This window comes from Mycolicibacterium fluoranthenivorans (assembly GCF_011758805.1).
Classification (GTDB): domain Bacteria; phylum Actinomycetota; class Actinomycetes; order Mycobacteriales; family Mycobacteriaceae; genus Mycobacterium; species Mycobacterium fluoranthenivorans.
Genome location: NZ_JAANOW010000003.1, coordinates 627,968 through 653,471, shown reverse-complemented (window position 1 = coordinate 653,471; position 25,504 = coordinate 627,968). Strand labels below are relative to the sequence as shown.

The following is a 25,504-nucleotide window of genomic DNA, read 5'->3' as shown; positions in this document are numbered from 1 at the left end:
CTGGCCTGCTGGGGCAACAACGACGGTGACGAACTGCGCACCCGGCTGCCCGAACGTGCCGACGCGACGCTGGAGGGGCTGCGGTTCACCGTCGTGCACGAGACCGGGGCCTCGGCCGGGCGCGACGAGCGGATGGCGCGCCAGTACCCGGATACCGATGTGCTGGTGTTCGGGCACAGCCACATCCCCTGGGACGCCACCGCCTCGACCGGGCTGCGCCTGCTGAACCCGGGCTCACCCACCGACCGGCGACGCCAGCCGTTCTGTACCTATATGACTGCGACGGCGGCGAATGGCGCGCTCAAGGACGTCACACTGCACCGGTTGTAGTGGCAGGCTGTGGGCATGGAGCAGAAGCCGCCCATCGCTACCATCTCCGCCGCCAATCGCGCGCACCGCAGCAGTCTGCCGTTCGAGGACACCCGCGATTTCGAGAACGCCGATCGCGGGTTCATCGGGGCGCTGGAACCGTGTGTGGTGACCGCCGCCGATGGGCGAGTGGTCTGGAACAACGACGCCTACGGGTTCCTGGCAGCAGAGGCCCCCGACACCGTGCACCCGAGCCTGTGGCGGCAATCGCAGCTGTGCGCCAAACAGGGCCTCTACGAGGTGACCAAGGCCAGCGGAGCGGCAGGGGAAGATGCACCGGGCATCTATCAGGTACGCGGTCTGGACCTGTCGAACATCAGCTTCATCGAAGGTGACACGGGCATCATCGTCATCGATCCGCTGATCTCCACCGAGACCGCGGCCGCCGCACTCGGGCTGTACCGGGCCCACCGCGGGGACCGTCCCGTCGTCGCGGTCATCTACACCCACAGTCACGTCGACCACTTCGGCGGGGTGCTCGGGGTCACCTCACAGGATGAGGTGGATGCCGGCAAGGTGGCCATCCTGGCGCCGGAGGGCTTCACCGAGCATGCGGTGCAGGAGAACGTCTATGCCGGCACCGCGATGGCGCGCCGGGCCGCGTACATGTACGGCGCGGTGTTGGACCGGGGCCTGCAGGGCCAGGTCGGGTGCGGTCTGGGACAGGTCGGCTCCACCGGTGAGGTCGCGTTGATCGTGCCGACCGTCGATGTGCGCAGCACGGGCGAGAAGCACACCATCGACGGCGTGGAGATCGAGTTCCAGATGGCGCCGGGTACCGAGGCGCCCGCCGAAATGCATTTCTACTTCCCGAAATTCAGGGCACTGTGTATGGCCGAGAATGCCACCCACAACCTGCACAACCTGTTGACCCTGCGGGGTGCGCTGGTACGTGACCCGCACGGTTGGGCCGGCTACCTCACCGAGGCCATCGACACCTTCGCCGGCCGTGCCGACGTGGTGTTCGCCTCGCACCATTGGCCTACCTGGGGCCAGGACAACATCGTCGAGTATCTGTCGGTGCAGCGGGACCTGTACGCCTATCTGCACGACCAGACGCTGCGTCAGCTCAATCAGGGATTCACCGGAATCGAGATCGCCGAGACGTTCCAGATGCCGCCGGCGTTGGAGAAGGCCTGGCACACCCACGGCTACTACGGGTCGGTCAGTCACAACGTCAAGGCGGTCTACCAGCGTTATATGGGCTGGTTCGACGGCAACCCCGGCCGGCTCTGGCAGCATCCGCCCCAAGCCGCGGGCCCGCGCTATGTGGCGGCCATGGGTGGCCTCGACAAGGTGGTCGAACTGGCCCAACAGGCCTTCGATGACGGCGATTTACGCTGGGCCGCAACCCTGTTGGATCACGCCATCTTCACCGACGAGAATCATGCGGGTGCCCGCGAGTTGTACGCCGACACACTGGAGCAATTGGCCTACGGTGCCGAGAACGCGGTGTGGCGCAACTTCTTCCTGTCCGGAGCCACCGAACTGCGCGAGGGTAATTTCGGCACCCCCACGCAGACCACGTCGCCGTCGTTGATGAGCCAGCTCACCCCGGAGCAGATCTTCGACACGTTCGCCATCAACGTCAACGGTCCGCGGGCCTGGGAGCTGGACCTGGCGATCGACGTGACGTTCGCCGATGTCGCCACCAACTACCGACTATCGCTGCGCAACGGTGTACTGGTACACCGCAAGGTCCCCGCCGCACCCGAAACAGCCACGGCCACTGTCGCTTTGGCGAACAAGTTGCGACTGTTGTCATTCGTGGCCGGGGATACGAGCTCGCCGGGTGTGGAGGTCAGCGGTGCTGTCGACGCGTTGCCCACGCTGTTGGGTGCCCTGGATCGCCCGGATCCGGGTTTCGCCATCATCACGCCCTAGATCGAGGTCGAGCGCAGTGGTTTCCGGGGCCAGGGCCACGTAGGTCAAGATGGCGCCGATTGTCGACAGCACCGCCAGGAGAAGGCCCACCGCGTGGAAGGCGTGCGTCACACCGTCGACGGTCATCATATGGTTAGCGGCGTCTATGCGACCTTGGATCGCTTGCCCTGCAATGGTTCTGGCATCAATGCCGGAGGTGCGGAGATGGCGGGCGGTCAATGTCGTGAGCAGTGCGGCCGCAGCCGAAACGGCCAGCGATTCGCCGGTGATGCGCATGGTGTTGAATATCCCCGCGGCAGCACCGGAGTTGGCTACCGGGACGGTACTGACGGCAGCGTTGTCCATCACCCCGAACGCCAGACCGACACCGATCCCGAAGGGCAACAACGGCACAGCGAGCAGCAGCCACGAACCATGGTCGGTCAGGGTGGTCAGCGCTGCGGCCCCGATCGCGATCAGCAACGACGCCGCCGTCAACACCGCGCGCAAGGAGGTTCGCGCGGCGATGAATGCGGCAATCAACGGCAGGATCAGCACCGGAGCGGTCATCGGTAACAGGAGCAACCCGCTTTCGGCGACGGAACGTCCGCCGGCACCTTGCAGGTAGGCCGGAAGGTAGACCAGCAAGATCACGAAGCCCAGGGTCACCGTGAACGGTTGACACACCACCGCGACGAACGCTGGTTTGCCGAACAACCGCACGTCGAACATCGCGCGAGGCCCCTGGTGCAGTTCCAGCCAGGCGAAGCCGATCAACAATGCGGCGGCGCCGCCGAATGAGGCGAGCGTCGTGGGCTGGGTCCAGCCGTGCGCACCGGCTGCGACGAAGGCCACGGACAAGGCGGTCAGACTCGCCGTGAACGTCAGCAGACCTGGCCAGTCCAGTCCGGGGTGATCAGGATTGTTGGATTCGGGCGCGCGGGTCGCGCAGGCCCATGCTGGGAGCGACAGCGCGGCCACCAGCATGAACACCGAACGCCACCCCAAGGTTTGGGTTAACGCGCCCGCTGCCATCGGACCGAGCGCCAATCCCGTTCCAAAAGACGTACCCAGGACGCCAAAGGCGATCTGGCGCTGGCGTCCCACGGTGGCGTGCGCCAGTATCGCCGCACCGGCGGCCAACACGCCGGCCGCCCCGCAGCCCTGAACGGTCCGCGCGATGTTGACCAACATCATCGACGGCGCAAGTGTGAGGAGTGCCGATGAGAGACCCACCAGCGCGATACTGAGCAGCAGGACCCGGCGCCGCCCAATGCGATCAGCCACGGTTCCCGCGGCCAGGGGAAGGGCCGCGAAGGTGATGTTGAACGTGTTGAGCGTCCACTGGGCGTCGGTTACCGAGGCGTGCAGGCTGCCGGACAACTGTGGCAAGACGACGGCGGCGCCCGTCACCGAGAACGGCAGCATGATGCTGGCCAATCCGACGGCCGCCACCGTGAACCGGTAGTCATGCGGTGTTGTCGGCTGGTCAGCGTCATGGTCTCGCTGGAATCGATCCCTCATGACAGCGATCGTCGAACTCGAGCCCGTCTGGGTGAAGAGACCGCCATACCCTGGGACTGACAGGTCCACCTTGAGCAGCCGCCACCCGTGCCGTGCACCCGATACTGGACCGGTGAGCCAACAGAGCAACGAACTCGGTCGCTATCTGCGAGCGCGGCGCGCCATGGTCGCCGCCGCAGCATCGCCGCCGAGATGCGCTGCGGCCTTCGTTGCGCCACGCGGTTTACGGTATCCAGGATGCTCCCGCGCTGATCATGAACGACCGCAGCGACGTCCTCGCCTGGAACGGATTGGCCGCTGCGTTGATCGCTGATTTCCCGAAACTGCCGGCAGCGCAACGCAATATGGCCCGGCAGATCTTCCTCAATCCGCGAGCGCCTGAGATTCACCCGGACTGGCGCGATGCGGCGCGCACCACGGTCGGCGTCTTGCGGATGGCCGCCGGACGTCATCCCCGGGACACCGCACTCAAGCACCTCATCGGCGAGCTCGCCGCAGGGAACCCGACGTTCGCCAGACTGTGGAGGACCCAACACGTCCACGAGAAGACGTACGGACCAAAGAAATTCAACCACGATCTCATCGGTCAGATCAGCCTCAACTACGAGACCTTCCATGTGCCAGCGTCTGACGACCACGAAGTGCTGGTCATCTATACCGCCGCGCCGCACAGCCCGGAACAGGACCTCCTGGACCGACTGGCTGCGATTGCGACGGACATGAGTGCGATACCCACCAACGCCTCACCGACGTCCCGGCCCGCAACGCCCTAAGGCAGGCCCCCGTCGACCCGCAGGATCGATCCGGTGGTGAAGCTGGACGCGTTCGACATGAGAAACAGTGCCGCGCCGACGATCTCGGGTGGATCGCCGGCCCGCTGCAGTGGGAAGTGGGCGAACGGATTTCCCTCCCCGAATGACCAGGCCTTGCTGACATCGGTGAGGAACGGGCCGGCCATCAGCGTATTGACCCGCACCGTCGGACCGAACGCCTTCGCGAAACCCTCGGTCAGCACGTTCAATCCGGCTTTCGCGGCGGCGTAGGGCAGCATGTGCGCATCCGGGCGCAGCGATCCCGACGAACTCACGTTGACGATCGAGCCGCCGCCATCGGCCACCATGCGCTCGCCTATCAGGGCGGTCAACCGGAACGGCCCCTTGAAGTTCAGATTCACCACCGCGTCGAACAACTGCTCGCTCACCGAGGTCAGCGATTCATACAGCGGCGACATGCCTGCGTTGTTGACCAGCACGTCGACCTTGCCGAACCGTGCGTAGGTGGCATCCACCAAGGGCTCCAACTGATCCCATCGCCCGACGTGCACCTGATGGGCCAGCGCGGCCCGGCCGGTGGTCGCGGTGATCTCTTCGGCGACGGCGACGCACGCGTCGAGATTGCGGCTGGCGATCACCAGGTCGGCCCCGCACCGTGCGGCGGCGAACGCCATCTCCCGGCCCAGCCCGCGGCTGCCCCCGGTGATCAGCACCACCTTGCCGGTGAGATCGAAGAGTTCGTCGGCGTAGCCCATCATCGCCTCCTGGCCGTATCGCGGATGACCTTGTGCACGAATCCGAGCTTCTGAACCACCGGCTCCGGAATCTCGAAGGGATACAACGGGTTCTTGCCCATCGCGGTGTTCACCCGGTTGAAGAACAGCGACATCCACTTCCAGTCGAACAACATCCGTTCGATCGGTTCGTCGTCGTAGCATTCCAGCGCCACGATGTCGCGCGGCGCATTGAACCGCACCCGGTCGGCGTGTAGCACCATGCCGGCTTCCCGTGCGGTGTCCATGGTGTCGGCGATATGCAGATAGTGCGCGAAGCACTCCGCGAAGTCCTCCCACGGGTGCATGGTGGCGTATTCGGAGATGAACGTCGCCTCCCAGCCCGCCGGGGCGCCCAGTGTGTAGTGCCGGTCGATCGCCTCGCTGTAGCCGGCTCGCTCATCGCCGAACAGCCGACGGCACTCTTCGAGGTAGGTGTCAGCGCCGGTGCCGGTTTCGACGAGCACGTTCTGGTAGTAGTGGCCGACCTCATGCCGGAAATGGCCGAGCATGGTGCGGTACGGCTCACCCAGGCGCACCCGCAGCGATTCTCGATAGTCGTCCAGTGATTCGACCACGTCGATGGTGATCACCCCGCGGGCGTGGCCGATGATCACCTTCTCACCGGTGCTGCGACTGGACAACAGATCGAACGCCAGGCCGCCGTCGACGTGCCAGTACGGCTCGATGGGCAACCCGATGTCCGCGAGCTGAAACACCAGCCGGCGCAACGCCACGGTGGTGGGGATCAGCTTCTCCCGCGCCAGGGTGTCATCGGCGGGGGGTTCCCGCCGGATCAGTGATCCGGCGAGGCAGCGGCCGCGGTGCCCGGCCGGCGAACCTGGGTCCTGTGCCTCGGGGGTCAGCCAATTGCACGCCAGGGTCCGGTGCTGGTTGCACCGGATCCATCGGCTGCCCGCGTGCAGTGCCGCACCCTCATCGAGGGCCAGCATGTTTCGCGAGGGCAGGTGCAGCCCCAGCGCAGTCTGACATTCGGTGCAGTGGTCGGCCTCGAACGCGACGAAGCTGTCACACACCGGGCAGGCGAAGGCACGCACGGGCCATATGGTGTCACGGTGCAACTGCTTCTGGTCCGACATGCGTTACCTCTGCGCAGCGAGCCCGGTCAGGGTTCCGATCCCGATCTGTCCGCCGAGGGGCTCGCCCAGGCTGCGCGCCTGCCCGAGGCGCTGGCCCGCTTCCCGATCACCCGCCTGGTGAGCAGCCCGCAGCGTCGGGCAGTGCAGACCGGCGGCCCGCTGGCCGAGGCGCTAGGCCTGCCGATCGACATCGATGATCGGCTCGCCGAGTACGACCGGGACATGACGCACTACGTGCCGATCGAGCAGATCGCCAAGGAGAACCCGGCGGAACTGGCCAGGCTGATCTCCGGACATCTGCCCAGCAGCGTCGACGAAAAGGCATTCCTGGAGCGGGTGGTGGCCGCGGTGGACGATGTGGTGGCCGCCGCCGACCACGAGGACACCGTCGCGGTATTCGGTCACGGCGGTGTCATCAACGTCCTGTTGCATCACATCCTCGGCACCGAGCGGCTGCTGTCGTTCCACGTGGACTACGCCTCGGTGACCCGGCTGCTGTCCTCGCGCAGCGGCAAGCTGGCCGTCGCCTCGGTGAACGGGACCGAACACGTATGGGATCTGCTGCCCCGAAACTTTGTCGACGAGCGCTCGCGCGAGGAGCCGTGAGGCGGGGTGGTAAACAGTTCCCGTGACCAACCTTGAAGGCCTCGACCTCGTCGCCCTGGATGCGCATCTGCGCACGGAGGGGATCGCCCGTTCCGGTGAACTGCGCGCCGAGCTGATTTCCGGCGGCCGCTCCAACCTGACCTTCCGGGTGTTCGACGAGGCATCGACCTGGGTGCTGCGCCGTCCGCCGCTGCACGGGCTGACGCCGTCGGCGCACGATATGGCGCGCGAGTACAAGGTGGTGGCGGCCTTGGCCGATACCCCGGTCCCGGTCGCCCGTGCGGTCACCATGCGCAATGACGACTCCGTGCTGGGTGCGCCGTTCCAGATGGTCGAGAACGTTGACGGCCGGGTGGTGCGCAGCGCTTCCGAGCTCGAGGAGCTCGGCGACGCCCAGGTGATCGAGGGTTGCGTCGACGCGCTGATCAAGGTGCTGGCCGACCTGCACGCCGTCGACCCGCAGGCTGTCGGACTGGGTGATTTCGGCAAGGCCGAGGGTTACCTGGAACGTCAGGTGCGGCGCTGGGGTTCGCAGTGGGACCTGGTCCGGCTGTCCGACGATGCCCGGGACACCGATGTGAAGCGGTTGCATTCGGCTCTGGCAGAAGGGATTCCGGCGGGCAGCCGGGCCGCCATAGTGCACGGCGACTACCGCATCGACAACACCATCCTGGACAACTCGGACCCGACGGTGGTGCGCGCGGTGCTGGACTGGGAGCTCTCCACACTGGGTGACCCGCTGTCCGACGCGGCGCTGATGTGCGTGTACCGCAACCCGAACTTCGACGGCGTGCTCGGCATGCAGGCGGCCTGGACGTCACCGCTGCTGCCGTCGGCCGACGGTCTTGCCCAGCGTTACGCGCTGGCCAGCGGCCAGGAGCTGGACAACTGGAACTTCTACATGGCCCTGGCCTATTTCAAGCTGGCCATCATCGCCGCGGGTATCGACTTCCGCGCGCGTGAGGGCGGCGCACCATCACGCGTCGGCGAGGCCGTGGCCCCGCTGATCGCCGAGGGCCTCACGCTGATCTAGGCGCGACGACCAGACCTAGAGGCGCCTGGCCGCCTTCAGGTTCTTGCGCGCGGCGATGCGCAGTTGCACGATCCGGGCAGCGCCGACGAACACGGCGAGCAGCCCACCGCACACCGCGGCCAGCAGCAGCGCCACCCCGAGCGGCAGCGTCCAGTTCCAGCCCAGAAAGTGGAACGTGCCGGAGTCGGTGTTCTGCGCGATGAAGATCAGCAACACGATCAGGATGAGAAATCCGGTGATCAGCGACGACCACAGGGCGGCGGCCCGGGTGAACTTGACCGCGTCCTCCGGTGGGGGCGGCGGGTCCGATCTCCCCGAAGACTCGAGCGGCTGCTCCGGCTCCGAGGGCAACGCATGCGGGTCGGTCGTCATGGTATTTATCTTGCCCCTTTCAGGGCGATTACAAACCCCCTCACGGTGAACTAAAGTCCGGCATGTCGCGGGACGGCCCGTTACTGTCGAGGTAACAGCCACCTGGCCGAGGGGACGGTATGCGCTGCAGACGTACATTCTTGATCGTCATCACAGCGTTGCTCGCGCTCGTGAGCGCGGGGTGTGGGAGTGCCAACCCGCTCGGCGGCGGCGAGGTGTCCGGTGACCTGAAATCGCTCACCATCGGCTCGGCGGATTTCACCGAGTCCAAGATCATCGCCGAGATCTATGCGCAGGCGTTGGAGGCCAACGGTTTCACCATCAAACGGCAGTTCGGCATCGGCAGCCGGGAAACCTATATCCCTGCCGTGCAGGATCATTCCATCGACTTGATCCCCGAGTACACCGGGAACCTCTTGCAGTACTTCGACGCCGGCAGCGTGGCCACGACGTCTGACGCGGTGCTCCTGGCCCTGCTCAAGGCGGTCCCGGGCGACCTGTCCATCCTGTATCCGTCGCCCGCCGAGGACAAGGACACCCTCGCGGTGTCCGAAGCCGTCGCCAAGAAGTGGAATCTGAAATCCATCGCGGATCTGGCGGCGCACTCGGCGGAGGTGAAAGTCGGCGCACCATCGGAGTTTCAGACACGGCAGACCGGTCTGGTGGGCCTACAACAGAAGTACGGCCTGAACATCTCACCGGCCAACTTCGTGGCGATCAGTGACGGTGGTGGCCCCGCGACGGTACAGGCGCTGAACAGCGGCGCTGTCACCGCCGCGAACATCTTCAGCACCTCGCCGGCCATCGAGAAGGACAAGCTCGTCGTCCTCGACGACACCAAGAGCGTCTTCCTTGCCGCAAACGTGGTGCCACTGGTCGCTTCTGCGAAACTGTCCACTCCGCTCAAGAGCGTGCTCGACGCCGTCAGCGCGAAATTGTCCACCGAGGCGCTGATCGCGCTCAACACCTCGGTCGAGGGGAACAAGGGTGTGGACCCCGAGGAAGCGGCCGAAAAGTGGATCAAGGACAACGGTTTCGACAAACCCCTTCCCGGTAAGTGAGTAGCCGATGATCACGTTCACCAACGTCACCAAGACGTACCCGGATGGGACCGTCGCCGTCGACGACCTCACCCTCGACATTCCCGAGGGCACGCTTGCCGCGTTCGTCGGACCGTCGGGCTGCGGCAAGACCACGTCGATGCGGATGATCAACCGGATGATCGAACCCACGTCGGGCACGCTCACCGTCGACGGGAACGACGTGACGAAAGTCGATCCGGTCAAGCTGCGCCTCGGTATCGGCTACGTCATTCAGAGCGCCGGGTTGATGCCACATCAGCGGGTCATCGACAATGTCGCCACCGTGCCCGTACTCAAAGGCGAAACACGCCGTGCCGCACGAAGAGCCGCTCTCGAGGTGCTGGAACGGGTGGGGCTGGACCCCAAGCTGGCCGGCCGCTATCCGGCGCAATTGTCGGGCGGTCAGCAGCAGCGGGTGGGGGTGGCCAGGGCGCTGGCCGCCGACCCACCCATCCTGCTGATGGACGAGCCGTTCAGTGCCGTCGACCCGGTCGTACGTGAAGAGTTGCAGACCGAAATCCTGCGGCTGCAAAGCGAATTGCGTAAGACCATCGTGTTCGTCACCCACGATATCGACGAGGCGGTCAAGCTCGGGGACAAGGTGGCGGTGTTCGGCCGGGGCGGGGTGCTGCAGCAGTACGCCGATCCGGCGTTCGTGCTGTCGAATCCGGCCAACGAGCTGGTATCCGGCTTTGTCGGGGCCGACCGCGGTTACCGCGGCCTGCAGTTCTTCGCGGCGACCGGGCTGCCGCTACACGACATCCGTCAGGTCGCCGAATCCGAGATCGATGCGCAGCAACTGGCTCCCGATGAATGGGCGCTGGTGATCCGCGCCGACGGCCGGCCCTTCGCGTGGATCAACGCCGAAGGTGTCGAGGTGCACCGCCGCGGAAGTGCGTTGTACGACAGCACGATCGGCGGCGGGTCCTTCTTCCGACCGGACGGGTCGCTGCGGCTGGCGCTGGATGCCGCGTTGTCCTCCCCGTCGGGTCTGGGCGTGGCCGTCGACGACGAAGGGCGGCTGCTGGGCGGTATCGAGGCCGACGATGTGCTGGCGGCCCTCAAGCGTCAGCGTCGCGTACCGAAGGTCGGGTAGCGGTATGAGCGAAGCCTGCGGAGCGAACGGGTAGACGTGACGTATCTGCTGACCCATCTGGACAAGGCGTGGGCGCTCACGCTGATCCACCTGCGACTGTCGCTGGTGCCGATCGTGCTGGGGTTGCTCATCGCGGTGCCGATCGGCGCGCTCGTGCAGCGCACCACGGTGCCGCGCCGGGTCATCACGGTGATCGCCAGCATCATCTTCACCATCCCGTCCCTGGCCCTGTTCGTGGCGCTGCCGCTGATCATCCCGACTCGCATCCTGGACGAGGCCAACGTCCTGGTCGCGCTCACGCTCTACACCACGGCGCTGCTGGTGCGGGCCGTGCCGGAGGCGCTGGACGCGGTTCCGGCCGACGTACTGGACGCGGCCACCGCCATCGGCTACCGGCCGTTCGTCCGCATCGTCAAAGTGGAACTGCCACTGGCGATCCCCGTACTCATCGCCAGCCTCCGGGTGGTCGCGGTGACCAATATCTCGATGGTGTCCGTCGGGTCGGTGATCGGCATCGGCGGGCTGGGCACCTGGTTCACCGAGGGCTATCAAGCTAACAAGAGCGGGCAGATCATGGCGGGCATCATCGCGATCTTCGTGCTGGCGGTGGTGATCGACGCGCTGATCCTGTTGGCCGGCAGGGCCGTGACTCCGTGGGTCAAAGCCTCCAGCGCCAAGGTAGGTGCCCGGTGAACTTCCTGCAGCAGGCGCTGTCCTACATCTTCACCGCCGCGAACTGGTCCGGTCATGCCGGGCTGGGCATCCGGATCGCAGAACATCTGCAGTACACGGTGATCGCGGTGCTGTTCTCGGTGCTCGTCGCCGTGCCGGTCGGCCTGCTCATCGGGCATACCGGCCGGGGCACCTTCCTGGTCGTCACCGGCGTCAACGCGCTGCGCGCCCTGCCCACCCTCGGTGTGCTTCTGCTCGGGGTGCTGTTGTGGGGTCTCGGGCTGATCCCGCCCACGGTCGCGCTGATGCTGCTCGGCATTCCGCCGCTGCTGGCCGGCACCTACGCGGGTATCGCCAATGTGGACGCGAGCGTCGTCGACGCGGCCCGGTCCATGGGGATGACCGAACGCCAGGTGCTGTTGCGGGTCGAGGTACCCAACGCCCTGCCGCTGATCCTGAGCGGCCTGCGCACCGCCACCCTGCAGATCGTAGCCACCGCCACCGTCGCGGCGTACGCCAGCCTGGGCGGGCTGGGCCGGTATCTGATCGACGGCATCAAGGTGCGGCAGTTCCACATCGCCCTGGTGGGCGCCCTGATGGTCACCGCGCTGGCGCTGATCCTGGACGCGGCGCTGGCCTTCGCGGTGTGGTTGTCGCAGCCGGGCGGTGACCGCTGGCGGCGTTTCCCGCAGCCGCTGATCGACGACGAAGTGGCTCTCGAGGTCAGGGGCGAGCGAAACGACGGGGAAAAGTCGGTTTCTGGGGCGACTTCGGAACGCGGCTACGAAGCCGGGGGTCCGTCGCCTACGGTAGAGAGGTGACTGACGCAGCCTCTCAATCAGGCACCGAGACCGCTGAGACGCCGGACAGTGCGTGGCCGGCCGTTCTCACCTGGCGTGCCCATGACCTGCGCCGGATGGAGTCGGTGCGGGTTCAGCTGTCCGGGAACCGCATAAAGGCCTACGGCCGGATCGTCGCGGCCGCCACGGAGTCACATCCGGCGTTCAGTGCCTCCTATGACCTGGTCACCGACGAATCCGGGGCCACCAAGCGGCTCTCGGTGACCATGACCCTCGCCGAGCGGGAACGCCAGCTCTCCATCGCGCGCGACGAGGAGAACATGTGGTTGGTGCAGGACCACCAGAACCAGACCAGGCGGGCCGCCTTCGACGGGGCGTTGGATGTCGACGCGGTGTTCAGCCCGTTCTTCAATGCGCTGCCGATCCGGCGCACCGGCTTGCATCAGCGGGCCGAAACGCTGAGCCTGCCGGTGGTCTATGTCCGGCTGCCGGAGTTGTCGGTGGAACCGGAGACGATCAGCTACACCAGCGTGGCGGGCGGGATCAGCCTGAAGTCCCCGATCGCGGAGACCACCATCACGGTGGACTCCGACGGGTTCATCCTCGATTACCCCGGACTGGCAGAGCGGATCTGATCACTCCACCCGCCCGACCTGCGGCGGCCAGTTCTTCCCGCCAGTTCTCGGCGCCGACGGTGACGTGCAGGATGTCGGGACGGCTGAAGCTGTCGTAGCGGATGCGCGCGGCATGCCCGGCATCGACCAGATCGGCCACCGAGGTGTGGGCCGCCAGATGGTTCCTGGCCTGTGTGAGCAGGCCCAGAGTGCGGTCCAGCGTGGCCAACAACTCCTCGGAGTTGGCCTCGCACATGGCGCGCACCAACTCGGGGGCCGTGGCCGCGACCCGGGTGCCGTCCCGGAAGGACCCTGCCGCCAGCGCGAAGGCCAGCGGCACGTCACCCGCGGTGACGGCCAACGCTTCGGCGAGCAGATGCGGTAGGTGCGAGATGGCGGCCGCCGCGGCGTCGTGTTCATCGGAGCGGGCCGGCACCACGAACGCCCGGCAGTCCAGGGCCAGGTTCATCACGTCGGCGAACACCAGCGCATCGACGTCGTCGTCGACGCTGACGACCCACGCGGTGCCGGCGAAGAGTTCCTGGCTGCCCGCCGCCCAACCGGAGTGGGCGGTGCCGGTCATGGGGTGTCCGCCGACGAACCGCGACCGCAGTCCATGCGCCTCGACCTCACGCAGCACGGCGCCCTTGACGCTGGTCACGTCGGTGAGCGCGCAGTCTGGGGCGACGCGACGGATGTGCTCCAGCATCACGGGCAGTGCGGGCATCGGGACGGCCAGGACGATCACGGCGTCGGACTCGGCGGCGCGGGCCAATGCCTGATCCAGGGTGGCGGTGGCGTCGAAGCCGTCGAGCCGGGCCGCCGCCACGCCGTCGAGGGATCGGTTGTAGCCGAAGACGTCCCTGCCGGCGGCCTGTGCGGCACGCATCAGGGAACCGCCGATCAAACCCAGTCCCAGCACGCACACCGGTGTGTCGGTCACCGGTCAAGGTTGGCATACCGACCGGGTGCCGGTCATTAGGTGGTCAAAGCCCCTGGTCTGCGACTAGCGTTAGGGCAATGGGAGCACAGCGTGCGCCGGCGCGGGAAGCTGCCGAGCACCCCGAGGGGTTCGGGGTTGCGGTCGTCCGTGAGGACGGCAAGTGGCGTTGTACGCCGATGCGGCGGGCGGCGCTGAGCAGCTTGTCCGCGGCTGAGACGGAGCTGCGCGAATTGCGGAGCGCGGGTGCTGTTTTCGGCCTGATCGACGTCGACGACGAGTTCTTCGTCATCGTGCGGCCGGCGCCGGCCGGCACCCGGCTGTTGCTTTCGGACGCCACCGCGGCGCTGGACTATGACATTGCTGCGGAAGTGCTGGACAAGTTGGACGCCGACATCGATGACGAGGACCTCGAGGACCAGGACCCGTTCGAAGAGGGCGATCTGGGCGTGCTGTCCGATATCGGGCTGCCAGAGGGGGTGCTCGGGGTGATCGTCGCCGATATCGACATGGAGATCGACGAGCAGATCAGCGCGATCGCCGAGCGGATGGGCTTCGACTCCGAGCTGTCCGCGGTGCTCGACAAAATCGGTCGGTGAGCTCCGATCAGTCCCTGATCCGGGAGGCCCTGGCCGCCGCACGGTTGGCTGGTCCGCGCGATGTGCCGATCGGCGCAGTGGTCTACGGACCGGACGGGACGGAGTTGGCCCGCGCGGCCAATGCACGTGAGGAGCTCGGCGATCCCACCGCCCACGCCGAGATCCTGGCCCTGCGCGCAGCGGCGGCCCGGCTGGGGGACGGCTGGCGTCTGGAGAACTGCACGCTCGCGGTGACGGTCGAGCCCTGCACCATGTGCGCCGGCGCGATCGTGATGGCCCGGGTCGGCCTGCTGGTGTTCGGGGCGTGGGAACCCAAGACCGGGGCGGTCGGATCATTGTGGGACGTGGTCCGGGATCGCCGGCTGACCCACCGGCCCCAGGTGCGTGGGGGGGTGCTGGCCGCCGAGTGCGCGGCGCCGCTGGAGGAGTTCTTCGCGCGCCAGCGCTAGCCGCGCCGCCTTGAGGGAGAAATCGACGCGATTAGGGGCAAACGCGCTCGGCCGGTAAGCTGCCTCCCGGTGGCGTGTCCGAGCGGCCTAAGGAGCACGCCTCGAAAGCGTGTGACGGGTAACCCCCGTCCGAGGGTTCAAATCCCTCCGCCACCGCCAAGTAAACGGACCCAGCTTCGGTTGGGTCCGTTCTTGGTTTCCGACGTTTCGGTGGTCGAAACGTGCTGGAAGCCACCGAAACGTCGGAAACCGCGGCTCAGATCACCCGGCCGTGTGCCGTGCCTTTGGGGGTGTCGATGTCGATGACGGTTCCGGGCACCGGTACGGGGCCCTCGTCGGCGCCCGCGAACCATGCGGTCATCCAGTCGGTCATCAAGTCTTGCACCGCGGGCGGATTCTGGGGCTGCGGGAACCCAGCGAGTAACTGGGCCGCGAACTGGATGATCGGGTTACCGCCCTGCATCGAGTCCATATGCACGCCACCGGAGAGGACCACCCCGTTGAACTGACCGGGTCGCGCGGCCGACAAGGTCTGATTCTCGGTACTGATGAAGTTGAACAGATTCGGCGGGGCGCCGATCACGCGGATGGGGATGTATTGGCCGCCGTCGGCCTGGTAGGTGTCGAGTTTCGTGAGCGCATCGCGCAGGGTGTTGCCGGTGGGGACCCCGTCCAGCAGGATCACCCCGACCAGGTCCTTCGCCGCGCCGTTCGTAGCCAGGTCGCCGGCCGCTCCGGCGACCAGGCCGCCGCCCGCCGAATGACCCGCCAGTGCGAACTTCTGCGGCAGCGCCGCTGTAGCGGGATCCAGGCCGTACCGGGTGGCGTACCCGGCCGCGATCGCGCTCTGGGTGAGCGCTTCGCGGTTCCCAGTGAAAAGGTCGGCGATCTGTGCGGCCATCCCGGCACCGCCCAGCCAGCGATCGTCGCCGGCGAAGAAGTTCGAGGACAGCGTCGGGGTGACCACGACGCTGTTGGTGCGCTCGGCGAGGTTGGCCGCGGTATAGCTGTACATCGGAGCGAGCGCGAAGAACCCATGCTGGAGCAGGATCATCTGCTCGGGCGGTGCCCCGGTGTCCGGGTCCGGCTCTGGGTAGTACCAATTGGCCTGTACGCGTTGCCCATTCGTCAACAGGATCGTGGAGGTGCGGACCGTGACCGTGCTTCCCGCGGGCAGTATCGGCGGGCCGGTGACGAACTTCTCCAGCGCCTGGACCGCGTTGATGATGGCGGACCCGACGCTGTTGACCAGGCCGGTGACGGCCCTGGCGATCACCTTGACCGGGTTGACCGCGGTGGGCGCGGTCTTGGCGGTGACAGGCGCCTGAGCAAGTCGCAAAGACGAAGTGTTCGGTGTCGGTGCTTCCGCGGTCGGTGCGACGGACCTGATGGCAGCGGCGGCAGTGGGCTCGGCAGTCTTGGCCGCGGCGGGCGCCTCCCCGGTGCCGGCCGACTGGGATTTGGGCCCGGTGTCGGATCGGGTGGCTGAATTATCGGTGGCCGACGTGCCAGAGCCGGCAGAGGTCGACCTCTTCTTCTTTTTCTTCTTCGGGGGATCGTTCGCCTCGGAGGTCGTGCCGGCGTTCGAGGCGGGTTCGGCCTTGTCGGTCGATCCGGAGGTGGTGGCGCCGGGGGTGTCGGTCGCGGAGGTGCCGGTGCCGGTACCCGATCCCTCGGCACTACCGGACGAGGATGTAGCGGACCCCGACGGCGCAGGTGAACCGCTGTCCGCCGTCGCCACGCCCGCGCCCGTCAGCAAGCCGGCTGACACTCCCGCGGTCAACAGGCCGACACTGACCCACCTCGATAATTGCCGCACGCCCGACTCTCCTTCTCACACCCGCCTGGCTCGATCGTGACAGGTGTCAAGTGGGAGCGGGGTGGTTTCCCAGATTTGCATCGACGGATACGTCAATTAGCGTACGTAACGCGCGGGTGTCGACGGCGTCGAGCAGTGTTAACCGGCTGTTCTCCTTGGTAGTGACATTTGTCAAATACTGCGCGCGCCAATCGGATTGGCGGTATCTCGTGTGCGACAGTGGAGTCACTATGGCCAACAACGTGAAGAAGCCCGGAGCGTGGCGGGACCCGTTGTCGTTGTCCTTCGAGGTGCACCGGCGGGTGTTGCTGGCCCGTTTGCGCCGGCATCAGCGCCGCACGCGTCCCTGATCGGTATCCGGCCCCGGCCGTCATCCTTCGGGTTTATGGTTGAGGCCATGAGGTCATTGCGGGGATTGGTAGTCGCGGGCGCGCTCGCCGCGGGCCTGGCGGGAGTGGCCGCTCCGGTGGCCCACGCCGACGCGGTCGCGTACCTGGTGAACGTGACGGTACGGCCCGGCTATAACTTCGCCGGTCCTGATGCGGCCATCGCCTACGGCCAGACCATCTGCGACCGGGTGGCGGGCCTGATGCCCTACGGTCAACTCGTCGAACAGGTGAAGTCGGACTTCAACAGCTCGGATTACTACCAGGGCGCCTACCTGATCAATCAGGCCGTCAATGAGTTGTGCCCGGCGCAGATCTGGCAGTTGCGCCAGTCCGCCGGCGGTTACACCGTTCCCGCCTGAACGCAGACGACAACGGCGGCGTCCCCGCTCGGGACGCCGCCGTCGTCGTGCTCTCAGGTCAGTTGGGGCAAGTGACCTCGATCGTGAAGGGCTTGTTCACCGGGGTCATGGGGTTGGCCATGTCGATACCGGTGGCGGTGCCGCTGATCTTGTAGGTCTTGCCGTCCTTCTCGGCCTTCGCCTCACCCTGGCCGGCGCCGGACTGGTAGCCCAGGGTGACGCCGTTGACGTTGCCCAGGCCCACCGAGGTGACGGTCGGGGAGTCGCCGTCGCTGAGTACCGCGGCGATACCGGTGGCGGCCTCGCCGATCGCGATGTTGACGTTGCCGCCCATGGTGGCGCAGACGACCGAGCCGTTCACGGCCTGATCGGCACCGTCGATGGTGACCTTGGTGGCGCCCGAGCCCGCGGCTGCGGTGGGGGACTCCGTTGCGGTCGCGGTGGCGGACGCCGAGGAGGTGGACTTCTCCGAGCTGGATGAGCTGCTCGACTTCTTGTCATCCGAGGAACAGCCGGACAGCCCGGCGATGACGATTGCCGCACCGCCCAGGGCGACCACGAGTTCACGCTTCACCACTGATCTCCTTCTGTTGTGCGATCCGGTTCAAGACCGCCTGATGATCCCAGAGCAGTATGGTGCTCAGCGGACGCACAGACGCCGTTATGAGCGAAATACTTGACTGCCGATCATCTGCAGGTAAACCGCAGTTCAGCAGGCCACCTTCACGGTGAAACGGCTCTGGGTGGCGAAGCTTGCGTTGTCGGTGCGAAACCCCTGGGCCGTTCCGGAGATGTCATAGGTCCGTCCGGTCATGCTGACGGTGGCGCCAGGTTCGCCGAGTCCGGCGTTGTAGCTACCGGTGAATCCACCCACATTGCGGAAGCTGACCGATTCCGCCTTGAGTTCGTCTCCGTTGGACACCAGCGCGCTCACACCGGAGCCGTCGTCGCCGGTGGTGATGGTGGTCAGGAAGCCGGCCGGCGAACAGCTGACGGCATGGGTGGTGCCGGCATCGCGGCCGTCGATCGTGATCTCGGCGGTGCCGGACGCCAGTGAGCCCGGGGGCGGTGCGGCGGTGTGCGGGCCCGACGAGCATGCGGCGGAGGTGGCCGCGGCGGCCGCCAGCGCTGCGATGCTGGCCAGCGATCTCAACCTCATGTGATGAATCTACGACCGAGAGCGCCCGAGCACGGGGACTTCGCGGTTGATTGAATGTTCGCGTGAGCGAGCAGTATTTCGAGGTGCGGGCAGAGCTGGCCGGGCGAGCGGGCCGGGTCGGCGTCATCCACACTCCGCACGGCGATATCCATACCCCGGCGTTCATCGCCGTCGGCACGGCGGCCACCGTGAAGGCCGTGCTGCCCGAAGCCATGAAAGAGATTGGAGCGCAGGCGATTCTGGCGAACGCCTACCATCTGTATCTGCAGCCGGGGCCCGATATCGTGGACGAGGCGGGCGGTTTGGGTGCGTTCATGAACTGGTCGGGCCCCACTTTCACCGACAGCGGCGGGTTTCAGGTGCTCTCGCTCGGCGTCGGGTTCAAGAAGGTGCTCGCCATGGATGCGACACGGGTGCAGGCCGACGACATCATCGCCGAGGGTAAGGAGCGGCTGGCCCATGTCGACGAAGACGGCGTCACTTTCCGGTCGCACAAGGACGGCTCGACGCACCGGTTCACCCCTGAGGTGTCGATCGGGATCCAGCATCAACTCGGGGCCGACATCATCTTCGCCTTCGACGAACTGACCACCCTGGTCAACACCCGCGGATACCAGGAGCAGTCGGTGCGGCGCACGCACGACTGGGCGGTGCGCTGCCTGGCCGAGCATCGCAAGCTCACCCTGGAACGCGCGGACAAGCCGCGCCAAGCGCTGTTCGGGGTGGTGCAAGGGGCGCAGTACGAGGATCTGCGGCGGGAGGCGACGCGCGGTCTGGTCTCCCTCCTCGATGAGGACGGTCGCGGATTCGACGGCTACGGCATCGGTGGCGCGCTGGAGAAGCAGAACCTGGCCACCATCGTCGGATGGGTCACCAGTGAACTGCCCGATGACAAGCCCCGGCACCTGCTCGGGATCAGCGAGCCCGACGACCTGTTCGCCGCGGTGGCTGCGGGCGCGGACACCTTCGACTGCGTCTCCCCGTCTCGGGTGGCCCGCAACGCGGCGGTGTACTCGGTGCACGGCCGGTACAACATCACCGGCGCGCGGTACCGCAGAGATTTCACCCCGATCGACGACGAGTGCGATTGCTACACCTGCGCGCACTACACCCGTGCCTATATCCACCACTTGTTCAAGGCCAAGGAGATGCTGGCCTCGACGCTGTGCACCATCCACAACGAGCGCTTCACCATCCGGCTGGTCGATCAGATCCGTGCGGCGATCACCGCCGGTGAGTTCGATGAGCTGCGCGAACACGTCCTCGGTCGGTACTACGCAACGGCCCGGCAGCCTTCTTAGACGCACGTACAATAAGGGCATGACGACTGGCGCAGGGGCGAGCGCAGCGACGGGAGATCAGACCGCAGCGCAGGCGCAGCTGGTCCAGATACTCGACCCGGCGGTTCGCGCCGACCCATACCCGGTGTTCGCGCGGATTCGCGAGCTGGGGCCCATGGTGCTGCCCGAGACCGGCATGGTGGTGTTCTCGGGGTTCGCGGATTGCGATGAGGTGCTGCGGCATCCGTCATCGTGCAGCGACGGCATGAAATCGTCGGTGGTGCAGCGCCAGATCGCCGAAGGGATCACGCCGCAACGCACGGCCACGCCGGGTTTTCTGTTCCTCGACCCGCCTGACCACACCCGGCTGCGTACTTTGGCGCAGCAGGCGTTCTCGCCCAAGGCGGTCCGGGCGCTGGAACCCGAGATCCACACGCTGGTCGGCGAACTGCTCGACGCGGTGGCCGCCCGTAGGACAGGGGAGGAGACGCCCGGCGGCCCATTCGATGTGGTGTCAGACCTGGCCTATCCGCTGCCGGTCGCGGTGATCTGCCGGCTGCTCGGCGTACCTCTGGCCGATGAGCCGCAGTTCAGCCGTGCCGCGGCGCTGTTGGCGCAGGGGCTCGACCCGATCATGACGCTGACCGGTCAGGCCTCCGCGAACGCCGACGAACGGCTGCGGGCCGACGAGTGGATGCGGGATTACCTCGGGCATCTTGTCGCGAAGCGCCGCGCCGAGCCGCGGGAGGACATGATCTCGGCGCTGATCGCAGCCGAGGAGGACGGGGATCAGCTCACCGTCGACGAGATCGTCGCGACCTGCGACCTGCTACTGATCGCCGGCCATGAGACGACGGTCAATCTCATCGCCAATGCCGTGCTGGCGATGATGCGCGCCCCGGCGCAGTGGGCGGCGCTGGCGGGCGATCCGGAGCGGGCGAACGTGATCATCGAGGAGACGTTGCGCTACGACCCGCCGGTTCAATTGGTGATGCGGATCGCCGGCGCGGACATGCAGATCGGCGGGCAGGAGCGGAGCGACCGGGGGATTGTGGACGGCGGGCAGGAGCGGAGCGACCGGGGGATTGTGGGCGGTGGGCAGGAGCGGAGCGACCGGGGGATTGTGGGCGGTGGGCAGGAGCGGAGCGACCGGGGGATTATTACAGTCCCCGAGGGCGACAGCATCCTGTTGCTGATCGCTGCCGCGAACCGCGACCCGGCTGCCTTCGATCGGCCGGATGCCTTCGATCCCGACCGGGAAGGGTTGCGGCACTTGTCTTTCAGTAAGGGGCCGCACTTCTGCCTCGGCGCACCACTGGCTCGACTGGAGGCGCGTATCGCGCTGACCGAACTGGCGCGGCGATTCCCGCACGCGCAGCTGGTGGCCGAACCCGCGTACAAGCCGAATGTCACGCTGCGGGGTCTGGCATCACTTCGGCTCGGCTAGGGGTGGTGGACCATACCGATCCAGCCGTTGAACTGGTGGGCCGGCGGCGCCTTGACCGTGGGTGTGGCGATGACCCGGATGTGACCGGCCGTCTGGCAGACGGTGGCACCCGCGCCGAGGGGGTGGCACGGCGGTCCTGACGGCGCGGCCGTCGCGGTTGCGGCGCCGGCGAGCGCGGCGGTGGTCAGGCCGGTGGCGAGAAAGTGCAGAACGGTGCGCATGAGGTGGTGTCCTTTCGGGTGGCTGAACCCAGCCTCGCGATTTCTGCCGCCGGACACAGCGGTGGTGGCCCCACACTTCGGTGGGGGTAAACCCCAGCCCGCGCGGGTGCGGTTTTAGTCGTTCAATCAGTAATTAATGATGGTTTTCGTCGTAACTATCGCGAAATGACGATGAATCCGCACTAGCATGGCCCGTATGCGGATTCTTCTGGTGGGCGCCGGCGGTGTCGGTTCGGCGTTCTGTGCGATCGCGGCGCGACGGGACTTCTTCGAGCGGATCGTCGTGTGCGACTACGACGAAGTTCAGGCCCGGCGGGTCGCGCACGAGATCGGCGACGACAGGTTCATTGGAGCCCGCGTCGACGCGAGCTCCTCGGAGGCGATCGCGCATCTGGTCCGCGAGCACGGCATCACGCACGTGATGAACGCCGTTGACCCGCGGTTCGTGATGCCGATCTTCAACGGCGCCATCGCCGGTGGGGCCGACTATCTCGATATGGCGATGAGCCTGTCGCGGCGCCATCCGGAAAAGCCCTACGAGTTACCGGGGGTGAAACTCGGCGACGAGCAGTTCGCCGTCGAGGCCGACTGGCAGGCGGCGGGCCGGCTGGCCTTGGTCGGCATCGGTGTGGAGCCGGGCCTGTCGGACGTGTTCGCCCGGTACGCGGCCGACCATCTGTTCTCCGAGATCGACGAGCTCGGCACGCGCGACGGTTCCAATCTCACCGTGCAGGGGTATGAGTTCGCGCCGTCGTTCTCGATCTGGACCACCATCGAGGAGTGCCTCAACCCGCCGGTCATCTGGGAGGCCGACCGCGGCTGGTTCACCACCGAACCCTTCAGCGAGCCAGAGGTTTTCGACTTTCCCGACGGTATCGGTCCGGTCGAGTGCGTCAACGTCGAGCATGAAGAGGTACTGCTCATGCCGCGCTGGGTCAAGTGCCGGCGGGCGACGTTCAAGTACGGACTCGGCGCCGAATTCATCGACGTGCTCAAGACGCTGCACAAGCTGGGACTCGACCGCACGGAGAAGGTGTCGGTCGGCGGTCAGATGGTCAGCCCCCGCGATGTCGTCGCGGCATGTCTGCCCAACCCCGCCACCCTCGGCCCGCGGATGACGGGCAAGACGTGCGCCGGGCTGTGGGCCACCGGCACCGGCACGGACGGCCAGCCGCGCTCGACCTACCTGTATCACGTGGTGGACAACGAGTGGTCGATGGCCGAGTACGGGCATCAATGCGTGGTATGGCAGACGGCGATCAATCCCGTTGTCGCTCTGGAACTCCTGGCCGACGGCACGTGGTCGGGATCCGGGGTGCTGGGGCCTGAGGCGTTCGACCCGGTGCCCTTCCTGGAGCTACTGACCGCCTACGGGTCACCGTGGGGTATCAAGGAGCTCTGACGGTCTCCAGGTACCGTCGCCGGTCGTCCTCGGACAGGCCGCCCCAGGTGCCGAAGGCCTCCTGAAACGAGATCGAATACGCGCCGCACTCACGTGCGACGGGGCAGCCGGCGCAGACCTCGCGGGCCAGCTGTTGGCGGCGCTTACGCGCCCGGCCCCGTTCGCCGTCAGGATGGAAGAACAGGCTGGGGTCGCCGTTCCGGCATTTCGCGCGCAGCTGCCATTCCCGGTCGTGGAGCCGTGGGACGGCCCGCGATCCGGCCTCGGTGACGGCACCCATCGTCACCAGGCGCTGCCGCCGGTGCGGGCGACCGTGAGTCGCGGCGTGGTGCGTGAAAAGGACATCGGAGACTCCTGAATCGGTGCGTGCTGACGGTGCGGAGACGTGATCGCCATCACCATTGCGCCACCGACGGTAACCCCACTCCGGCGCGCATGTCCAGACAAACATACAAAGATGTATGTCAGTTCCGGCGCTCGCCGATGAGATCGGCACCGCGCCGAGCGACCTGTCGCGCTGCACCTACCCCGCCGCGGCGGTCACAACGGGTTGAGGATGCGGTTGAGGAATTGCTGGGTCCGTTCCTCCTGAGGGTCACCGATCACCGCGGCAGGTGGCCCCTGCTCCAAGATGATGCCCTGGTCGGTGAACAGCACCTGGTCGGAAACCTGCTTGGCGAACTGGATTTCGTGCGTGACGATGACCAGCGTCCAGCCTTCGACCGCGAGGTCCCTGATCACGCTGAGGACCTCGCCCACCAACTCCGGGTCCAGCGCCGACGTCGGCTCGTCGAACAACACCACCTTCGGCTTCAGCGCCAGCGCCCGGGCGATGCCCACCCGCTGCTGCTGCCCACCGGACAACTCGAACGGGTACTGATCCCGTTTGGCGGCCAGACCCACCTGCTCGAGCAGTGCGAGCGCGTCGGCCTCGGCCTCGGCCTTCGGCCGTTTCTGCACGATCACCGGCCCCTCGGTGATGTTCTCCAGCACGGTCTTGTGCGGAAACAGGTTGTGCCCCTGGAAGACGAATCCGCTCTGCGCCCGGTACGCGCGCAGCTTGTCCTTGGCGACCGGCTTGGCGAAGTCGATCTCCTGGTCACCGACCCGAATCACCCCCGCATCGGGCACATCGAGTGCGGCCAGCGCCCGTAACAGCGTGGTCTTTCCGGAGCCGGACGGGCCGATGATGGTGGTTGCCGTGCCACGGGCCACCGAGAACGAGACGCCTTTGAGGACCTTGTTCTCACCGAACGCCTTCTCGACGCCCTCGGCCTGCACGCGATAGTCGGTCACGTCTTCGGTCATCGCGCCACATACCTTTCCAAACGGCGTTCCAGCCGATTCTGGCCGGCAGACAGCACCAGGCAGATCACGTAGTAGTACACGGCGGCGGCGACATAGGTCGAGAAGAAGTCGAAGGTCGGCGCGCCGATCTCCTGTGCCTTGCGGAACAACTCGGTGACCAGGATGGCCGAGGCCAACGAGGTGTCCTTCACCAGCGAGATCAGCGTGTTGGACAGCGGCGGCACGGCCACCCGGGCGGCCTGCGGCAGGATGATCCGGCGTAGTGCACCGGTGTAGGTCAGGCCGATGGTCTCCGCGGCCTCCCACTGACCCTTGGGAATGCTCTGGATCGCGGAGCGGATGATCTCGGCGGCGTAGCCGCCGACGTTGAGCGAGAACGCGATCACCGCGGCGGTGAAGGCGGGCAGGGTGACGCCGAACTTCGGCAGGCCGTAGAACACGATCACCAACTGCACCAGCAGCGGGGTGCCGCGGATGATCGAGATGTAGAACCGGGCGCTGTTGCGCAGCACCACGTTCGACGACAACCGGGCCAGTGCCACCGCCAGCGCGATGACCAGGCCCACCACGAAACTGATGAGGGTCAACGGAATCGTGGCAGTGAGCGCGGCCTTGGCCATCGGCCACAGGTTGTCCAGGACGAGCTGAAATCCGGAGCGGGCCTGCGGCCCACCCGGAGCCGGCGCGGCGCCGGTCGCGTCGGCCTTGAGGTAGCGCTGCGAGATCGTGGCCAGCGTGCCGTCGGCACGCAGTTCGTCGAGCGCGCCGTTGAGTTCGGGCAGCAGGCCGCTGCCCTTGCGCGCGGCGAGACCCTGTTCGCTCTTCTCGCCGGTCTGGGCGGCGATCTTGACCGACGTGTCGCCGGTCTCGGCGAGGTAGGCATAGACGGCGATGCTGTCGTTGACGGTCGCATCGATACGGCCCTGGTTGAGCAGGGTGATGGCCTGTGCGAAGCCTTCCACCGATTCCACGTTGGCGCCGGCGGCGCGGGCCACCTGGGCCCAGTTGCTGGTGCTGGACTGGGCGGTGGTCTTTCCCTTCAAGTCGGCCAGCGAGGTGATGGAGTCATCCCCGGCGCGCGTGACGATAACGCCTTCGCCCACCGAATATGGCTGCGACAGATCGTATTTGGCTTGGCGCTCCGGGTTGATGGTGACCTCGTTGGCCACCACGTCGAAGCGGTCGGCCGCCAGCCCGGCGAAGATCGAATCCCACGGAGTCTCGACGAATTCGACCTTCACGCCCAGCTTGTCGCCGACAGCCTTGGCGACGTCGACGTCATAACCGGTCAGTTCGCCGGTCTCGGGGTCGTGGTAGCTGAACGGCGAATAGGTGCCCTCGGTGCCGATGCGCAGCACGCCGGCCGACTTGATCGGGGTGTCACCGGTGCTCTTGGATCCGCAACCGGCAGCCAGCACACTGGCCAACATGACGAGCACCAGCAGCGTCGCACGC

At 66.6% G+C, this 25,504-nt stretch carries 28 protein-coding genes, 1 tRNA gene and 1 pseudogene; 18 read left to right on the top strand and 12 right to left on the bottom strand.

What is annotated here, in order from left to right:
- A partial coding sequence (locus FHU31_RS26575; RefSeq protein WP_208411385.1) for a metallophosphoesterase family protein occupies positions 1-330 on the top strand: 330 nt, incomplete at its 5' end.
- Positions 331-345: 15 nt separating this feature from the next.
- Entirely contained in the window at positions 346-2,253 is a 1,908-nt protein-coding gene (locus FHU31_RS26570; RefSeq protein WP_167163613.1) for an alkyl/aryl-sulfatase, read from the top strand.
- 282 nt (positions 2,254-2,535) lie between these two features.
- On the opposite strand, the pseudogene FHU31_RS31715 reads toward FHU31_RS26570, so the two are convergent.
- Positions 2,536-3,660 (bottom strand): annotated as a pseudogene (locus FHU31_RS31715) (MFS transporter); the annotation flags it as partial.
- 305 nt (positions 3,661-3,965) lie between these two features.
- On the opposite strand from FHU31_RS31715, the gene FHU31_RS26565 reads away from it, so the two are divergent.
- Positions 3,966-4,529: an MmyB family transcriptional regulator gene (locus FHU31_RS26565; RefSeq protein WP_208411384.1), complete on the top strand. Its 564-nt coding sequence runs from the start codon at positions 3,966-3,968 to the stop codon at positions 4,527-4,529.
- On the opposite strand, the gene FHU31_RS26560 is transcribed toward FHU31_RS26565, so the two are convergent.
- Both FHU31_RS26560 and FHU31_RS26555 read right to left on the bottom strand, forming a co-directional pair.
- Positions 4,526-5,284 carry an SDR family NAD(P)-dependent oxidoreductase gene (locus FHU31_RS26560; RefSeq protein WP_167163612.1) on the bottom strand — a complete coding sequence of 253 codons (759 nt, stop codon included), beginning with the start codon at positions 5,282-5,284 and terminating at the stop codon, positions 4,526-4,528. The two genes, FHU31_RS26565 and FHU31_RS26560, sit on opposite strands and share 4 nt — an antisense overlap.
- On the bottom strand, positions 5,284-6,360 hold the full coding sequence (locus tag FHU31_RS26555; protein WP_167163611.1) for a zinc-binding metallopeptidase family protein: 1,077 nt from the start codon (positions 6,358-6,360) through the stop codon (positions 5,284-5,286). The genes FHU31_RS26560 and FHU31_RS26555 overlap by 1 nt, the downstream gene beginning before the upstream one ends.
- An 18-nt stretch (positions 6,361-6,378) precedes the next feature.
- Between FHU31_RS26555 and FHU31_RS26550 the strand changes: the two genes are divergently transcribed.
- Both FHU31_RS26550 and FHU31_RS26545 read left to right on the top strand, forming a co-directional pair.
- The gene (locus tag FHU31_RS26550) at positions 6,379-7,008 is read left to right on the top strand and encodes a histidine phosphatase family protein (RefSeq protein ID WP_167163610.1); all 630 of its coding nucleotides are present in this window, start codon (positions 6,379-6,381) and stop codon (positions 7,006-7,008) included.
- A 22-nt stretch (positions 7,009-7,030) separates the two neighbouring features.
- Positions 7,031-8,041, top strand: a complete 1,011-nt coding sequence (locus FHU31_RS26545; RefSeq protein ID WP_167163609.1) for a phosphotransferase family protein — start codon at positions 7,031-7,033, stop codon at positions 8,039-8,041.
- Between the two features lie 15 nt (positions 8,042-8,056).
- On the opposite strand, the gene FHU31_RS26540 is transcribed toward FHU31_RS26545, so the two are convergent.
- A complete protein-coding gene (locus tag FHU31_RS26540) occupies positions 8,057-8,413 on the bottom strand; it encodes a LapA family protein (protein WP_167163608.1) in 357 nt (118 codons plus the stop codon).
- Positions 8,414-8,532: 119 nt separating this feature from the next.
- Between FHU31_RS26540 and FHU31_RS26535 the strand changes: the two genes are divergently transcribed.
- Genes FHU31_RS26535 through FHU31_RS26515 form a run of 5 tightly spaced genes read left to right on the top strand, consistent with a single transcriptional unit; the run spans position 8,533 to position 12,698 of the window.
- The gene (locus tag FHU31_RS26535) at positions 8,533-9,474 is read left to right on the top strand and encodes an ABC transporter substrate-binding protein (protein ID WP_167163607.1); all 942 of its coding nucleotides are present in this window, start codon (positions 8,533-8,535) and stop codon (positions 9,472-9,474) included.
- A gap of 7 nt (positions 9,475-9,481) precedes the next feature.
- Positions 9,482-10,591: an ABC transporter ATP-binding protein gene (locus tag FHU31_RS26530; RefSeq protein ID WP_167163606.1), complete on the top strand. Its 1,110-nt coding sequence runs from the start codon at positions 9,482-9,484 to the stop codon at positions 10,589-10,591.
- 36 nt (positions 10,592-10,627) lie between these two features.
- Complete coding sequence (locus tag FHU31_RS26525; protein ID WP_167163605.1) at positions 10,628-11,284, top strand: ABC transporter permease; 657 nt, start codon at positions 10,628-10,630, stop codon at positions 11,282-11,284.
- The gene (locus FHU31_RS26520; RefSeq protein WP_090361800.1) at positions 11,281-12,084 is read left to right on the top strand and encodes an ABC transporter permease; all 804 of its coding nucleotides are present in this window, start codon (positions 11,281-11,283) and stop codon (positions 12,082-12,084) included. The genes FHU31_RS26525 and FHU31_RS26520 overlap by 4 nt, the downstream gene beginning before the upstream one ends.
- Complete coding sequence (locus FHU31_RS26515; RefSeq protein WP_167163604.1) at positions 12,081-12,698, top strand: putative glycolipid-binding domain-containing protein; 618 nt, start codon at positions 12,081-12,083, stop codon at positions 12,696-12,698. The genes FHU31_RS26520 and FHU31_RS26515 overlap by 4 nt, the downstream gene beginning before the upstream one ends.
- Here the strand turns inward: FHU31_RS26515 and FHU31_RS26510 are convergent.
- Positions 12,661-13,605 (bottom strand): prephenate dehydrogenase, encoded by a 945-nt coding sequence (locus FHU31_RS26510; protein WP_167163705.1) that lies wholly within the window; start codon positions 13,603-13,605, stop codon positions 12,661-12,663. The two genes, FHU31_RS26515 and FHU31_RS26510, sit on opposite strands and share 38 nt — an antisense overlap.
- Positions 13,606-13,697: 92 nt before the next feature.
- Between FHU31_RS26510 and FHU31_RS26505 the strand changes: the two genes are divergently transcribed.
- The 3 genes from FHU31_RS26505 (at position 13,698) to FHU31_RS26495 (ending at position 14,824) form a co-directional block, all read left to right on the top strand.
- Positions 13,698-14,216 (top strand): tRNA adenosine deaminase-associated protein, encoded by a 519-nt coding sequence (locus FHU31_RS26505; protein ID WP_090361793.1) that lies wholly within the window; start codon positions 13,698-13,700, stop codon positions 14,214-14,216.
- On the top strand, positions 14,213-14,665 hold the full coding sequence (locus FHU31_RS26500; protein WP_090361791.1) for a nucleoside deaminase: 453 nt from the start codon (positions 14,213-14,215) through the stop codon (positions 14,663-14,665). Before FHU31_RS26505 ends, FHU31_RS26500 begins: the two co-directional genes overlap by 4 nt.
- A gap of 68 nt (positions 14,666-14,733) precedes the next feature.
- Positions 14,734-14,824 (top strand) — tRNA-Ser (locus tag FHU31_RS26495).
- A gap of 97 nt (positions 14,825-14,921) precedes the next feature.
- Here FHU31_RS26495 and FHU31_RS26490 read toward each other — a convergent pair.
- A complete protein-coding gene (locus FHU31_RS26490; protein ID WP_167163603.1) occupies positions 14,922-16,004 on the bottom strand; it encodes a hypothetical protein in 1,083 nt (360 codons plus the stop codon).
- Positions 16,005-16,053: 49 nt separating this feature from the next.
- Here FHU31_RS26490 and FHU31_RS26485 point away from each other — a divergent pair, with 49 nt between their 5' ends.
- A complete protein-coding gene (locus FHU31_RS26485) occupies positions 16,054-16,524 on the top strand; it encodes a hypothetical protein (RefSeq protein ID WP_167163602.1) in 471 nt (156 codons plus the stop codon).
- Between the two features lie 357 nt (positions 16,525-16,881).
- Positions 16,882-17,232 (top strand): DUF732 domain-containing protein, encoded by a 351-nt coding sequence (locus tag FHU31_RS26480; RefSeq protein WP_208411382.1) that lies wholly within the window; start codon positions 16,882-16,884, stop codon positions 17,230-17,232.
- Positions 17,233-17,290: 58 nt separating this feature from the next.
- Here the strand turns inward: FHU31_RS26480 and FHU31_RS26475 are convergent, their stop codons facing one another.
- Entirely contained in the window at positions 17,291-17,806 is a 516-nt protein-coding gene (locus FHU31_RS26475) for a lipoprotein LpqH (protein ID WP_167163601.1), read from the bottom strand.
- Positions 17,807-17,941: 135 nt separating this feature from the next.
- On the bottom strand, positions 17,942-18,391 hold the full coding sequence (locus FHU31_RS26470) for a lipoprotein LpqH (RefSeq protein WP_167163600.1): 450 nt from the start codon (positions 18,389-18,391) through the stop codon (positions 17,942-17,944).
- Positions 18,392-18,474: 83 nt separating this feature from the next.
- On the opposite strand from FHU31_RS26470, the gene tgt reads away from it, so the two are divergent.
- On the top strand, positions 18,475-19,692 hold the full coding sequence (gene tgt / locus FHU31_RS26465) for a tRNA guanosine(34) transglycosylase Tgt (protein WP_409371200.1): 1,218 nt from the start codon (positions 18,475-18,477) through the stop codon (positions 19,690-19,692).
- A 19-nt stretch (positions 19,693-19,711) separates the two neighbouring features.
- Positions 19,712-21,118, top strand: a complete 1,407-nt coding sequence (locus FHU31_RS26460; RefSeq protein WP_167163598.1) for a cytochrome P450 — start codon at positions 19,712-19,714, stop codon at positions 21,116-21,118.
- Here FHU31_RS26460 and FHU31_RS26455 read toward each other — a convergent pair.
- Positions 21,115-21,339, bottom strand: coding sequence for a hypothetical protein (locus FHU31_RS26455; protein WP_167163597.1), 225 nt, complete (start codon positions 21,337-21,339; stop codon positions 21,115-21,117). The genes FHU31_RS26460 and FHU31_RS26455 overlap by 4 nt on opposite strands.
- A 196-nt stretch (positions 21,340-21,535) precedes the next feature.
- Between FHU31_RS26455 and FHU31_RS26450 the strand changes: the two genes are divergently transcribed.
- Positions 21,536-22,741: a saccharopine dehydrogenase family protein gene (locus FHU31_RS26450; RefSeq protein WP_167163596.1), complete on the top strand. Its 1,206-nt coding sequence runs from the start codon at positions 21,536-21,538 to the stop codon at positions 22,739-22,741.
- Here the strand turns inward: FHU31_RS26450 and FHU31_RS26445 are convergent.
- The 3 genes from FHU31_RS26445 to FHU31_RS26435 all read right to left on the bottom strand — a co-directional run bounded on the left by FHU31_RS26445 (position 22,728) and on the right by FHU31_RS26435 (position 25,479).
- Complete coding sequence (locus FHU31_RS26445; RefSeq protein ID WP_167163701.1) at positions 22,728-23,021, bottom strand: WhiB family transcriptional regulator; 294 nt, start codon at positions 23,019-23,021, stop codon at positions 22,728-22,730. The genes FHU31_RS26450 and FHU31_RS26445 overlap by 14 nt on opposite strands.
- A 260-nt stretch (positions 23,022-23,281) precedes the next feature.
- Positions 23,282-24,037, bottom strand: a complete 756-nt coding sequence (locus FHU31_RS26440; protein WP_167163699.1) for an amino acid ABC transporter ATP-binding protein — start codon at positions 24,035-24,037, stop codon at positions 23,282-23,284.
- Between the two features lie 8 nt (positions 24,038-24,045).
- Positions 24,046-25,479 (bottom strand): ABC transporter permease subunit, encoded by a 1,434-nt coding sequence (locus FHU31_RS26435; RefSeq protein WP_167163697.1) that lies wholly within the window; start codon positions 25,477-25,479, stop codon positions 24,046-24,048.
- Between the last annotated feature and the right edge of the window lie 25 nt (positions 25,480-25,504).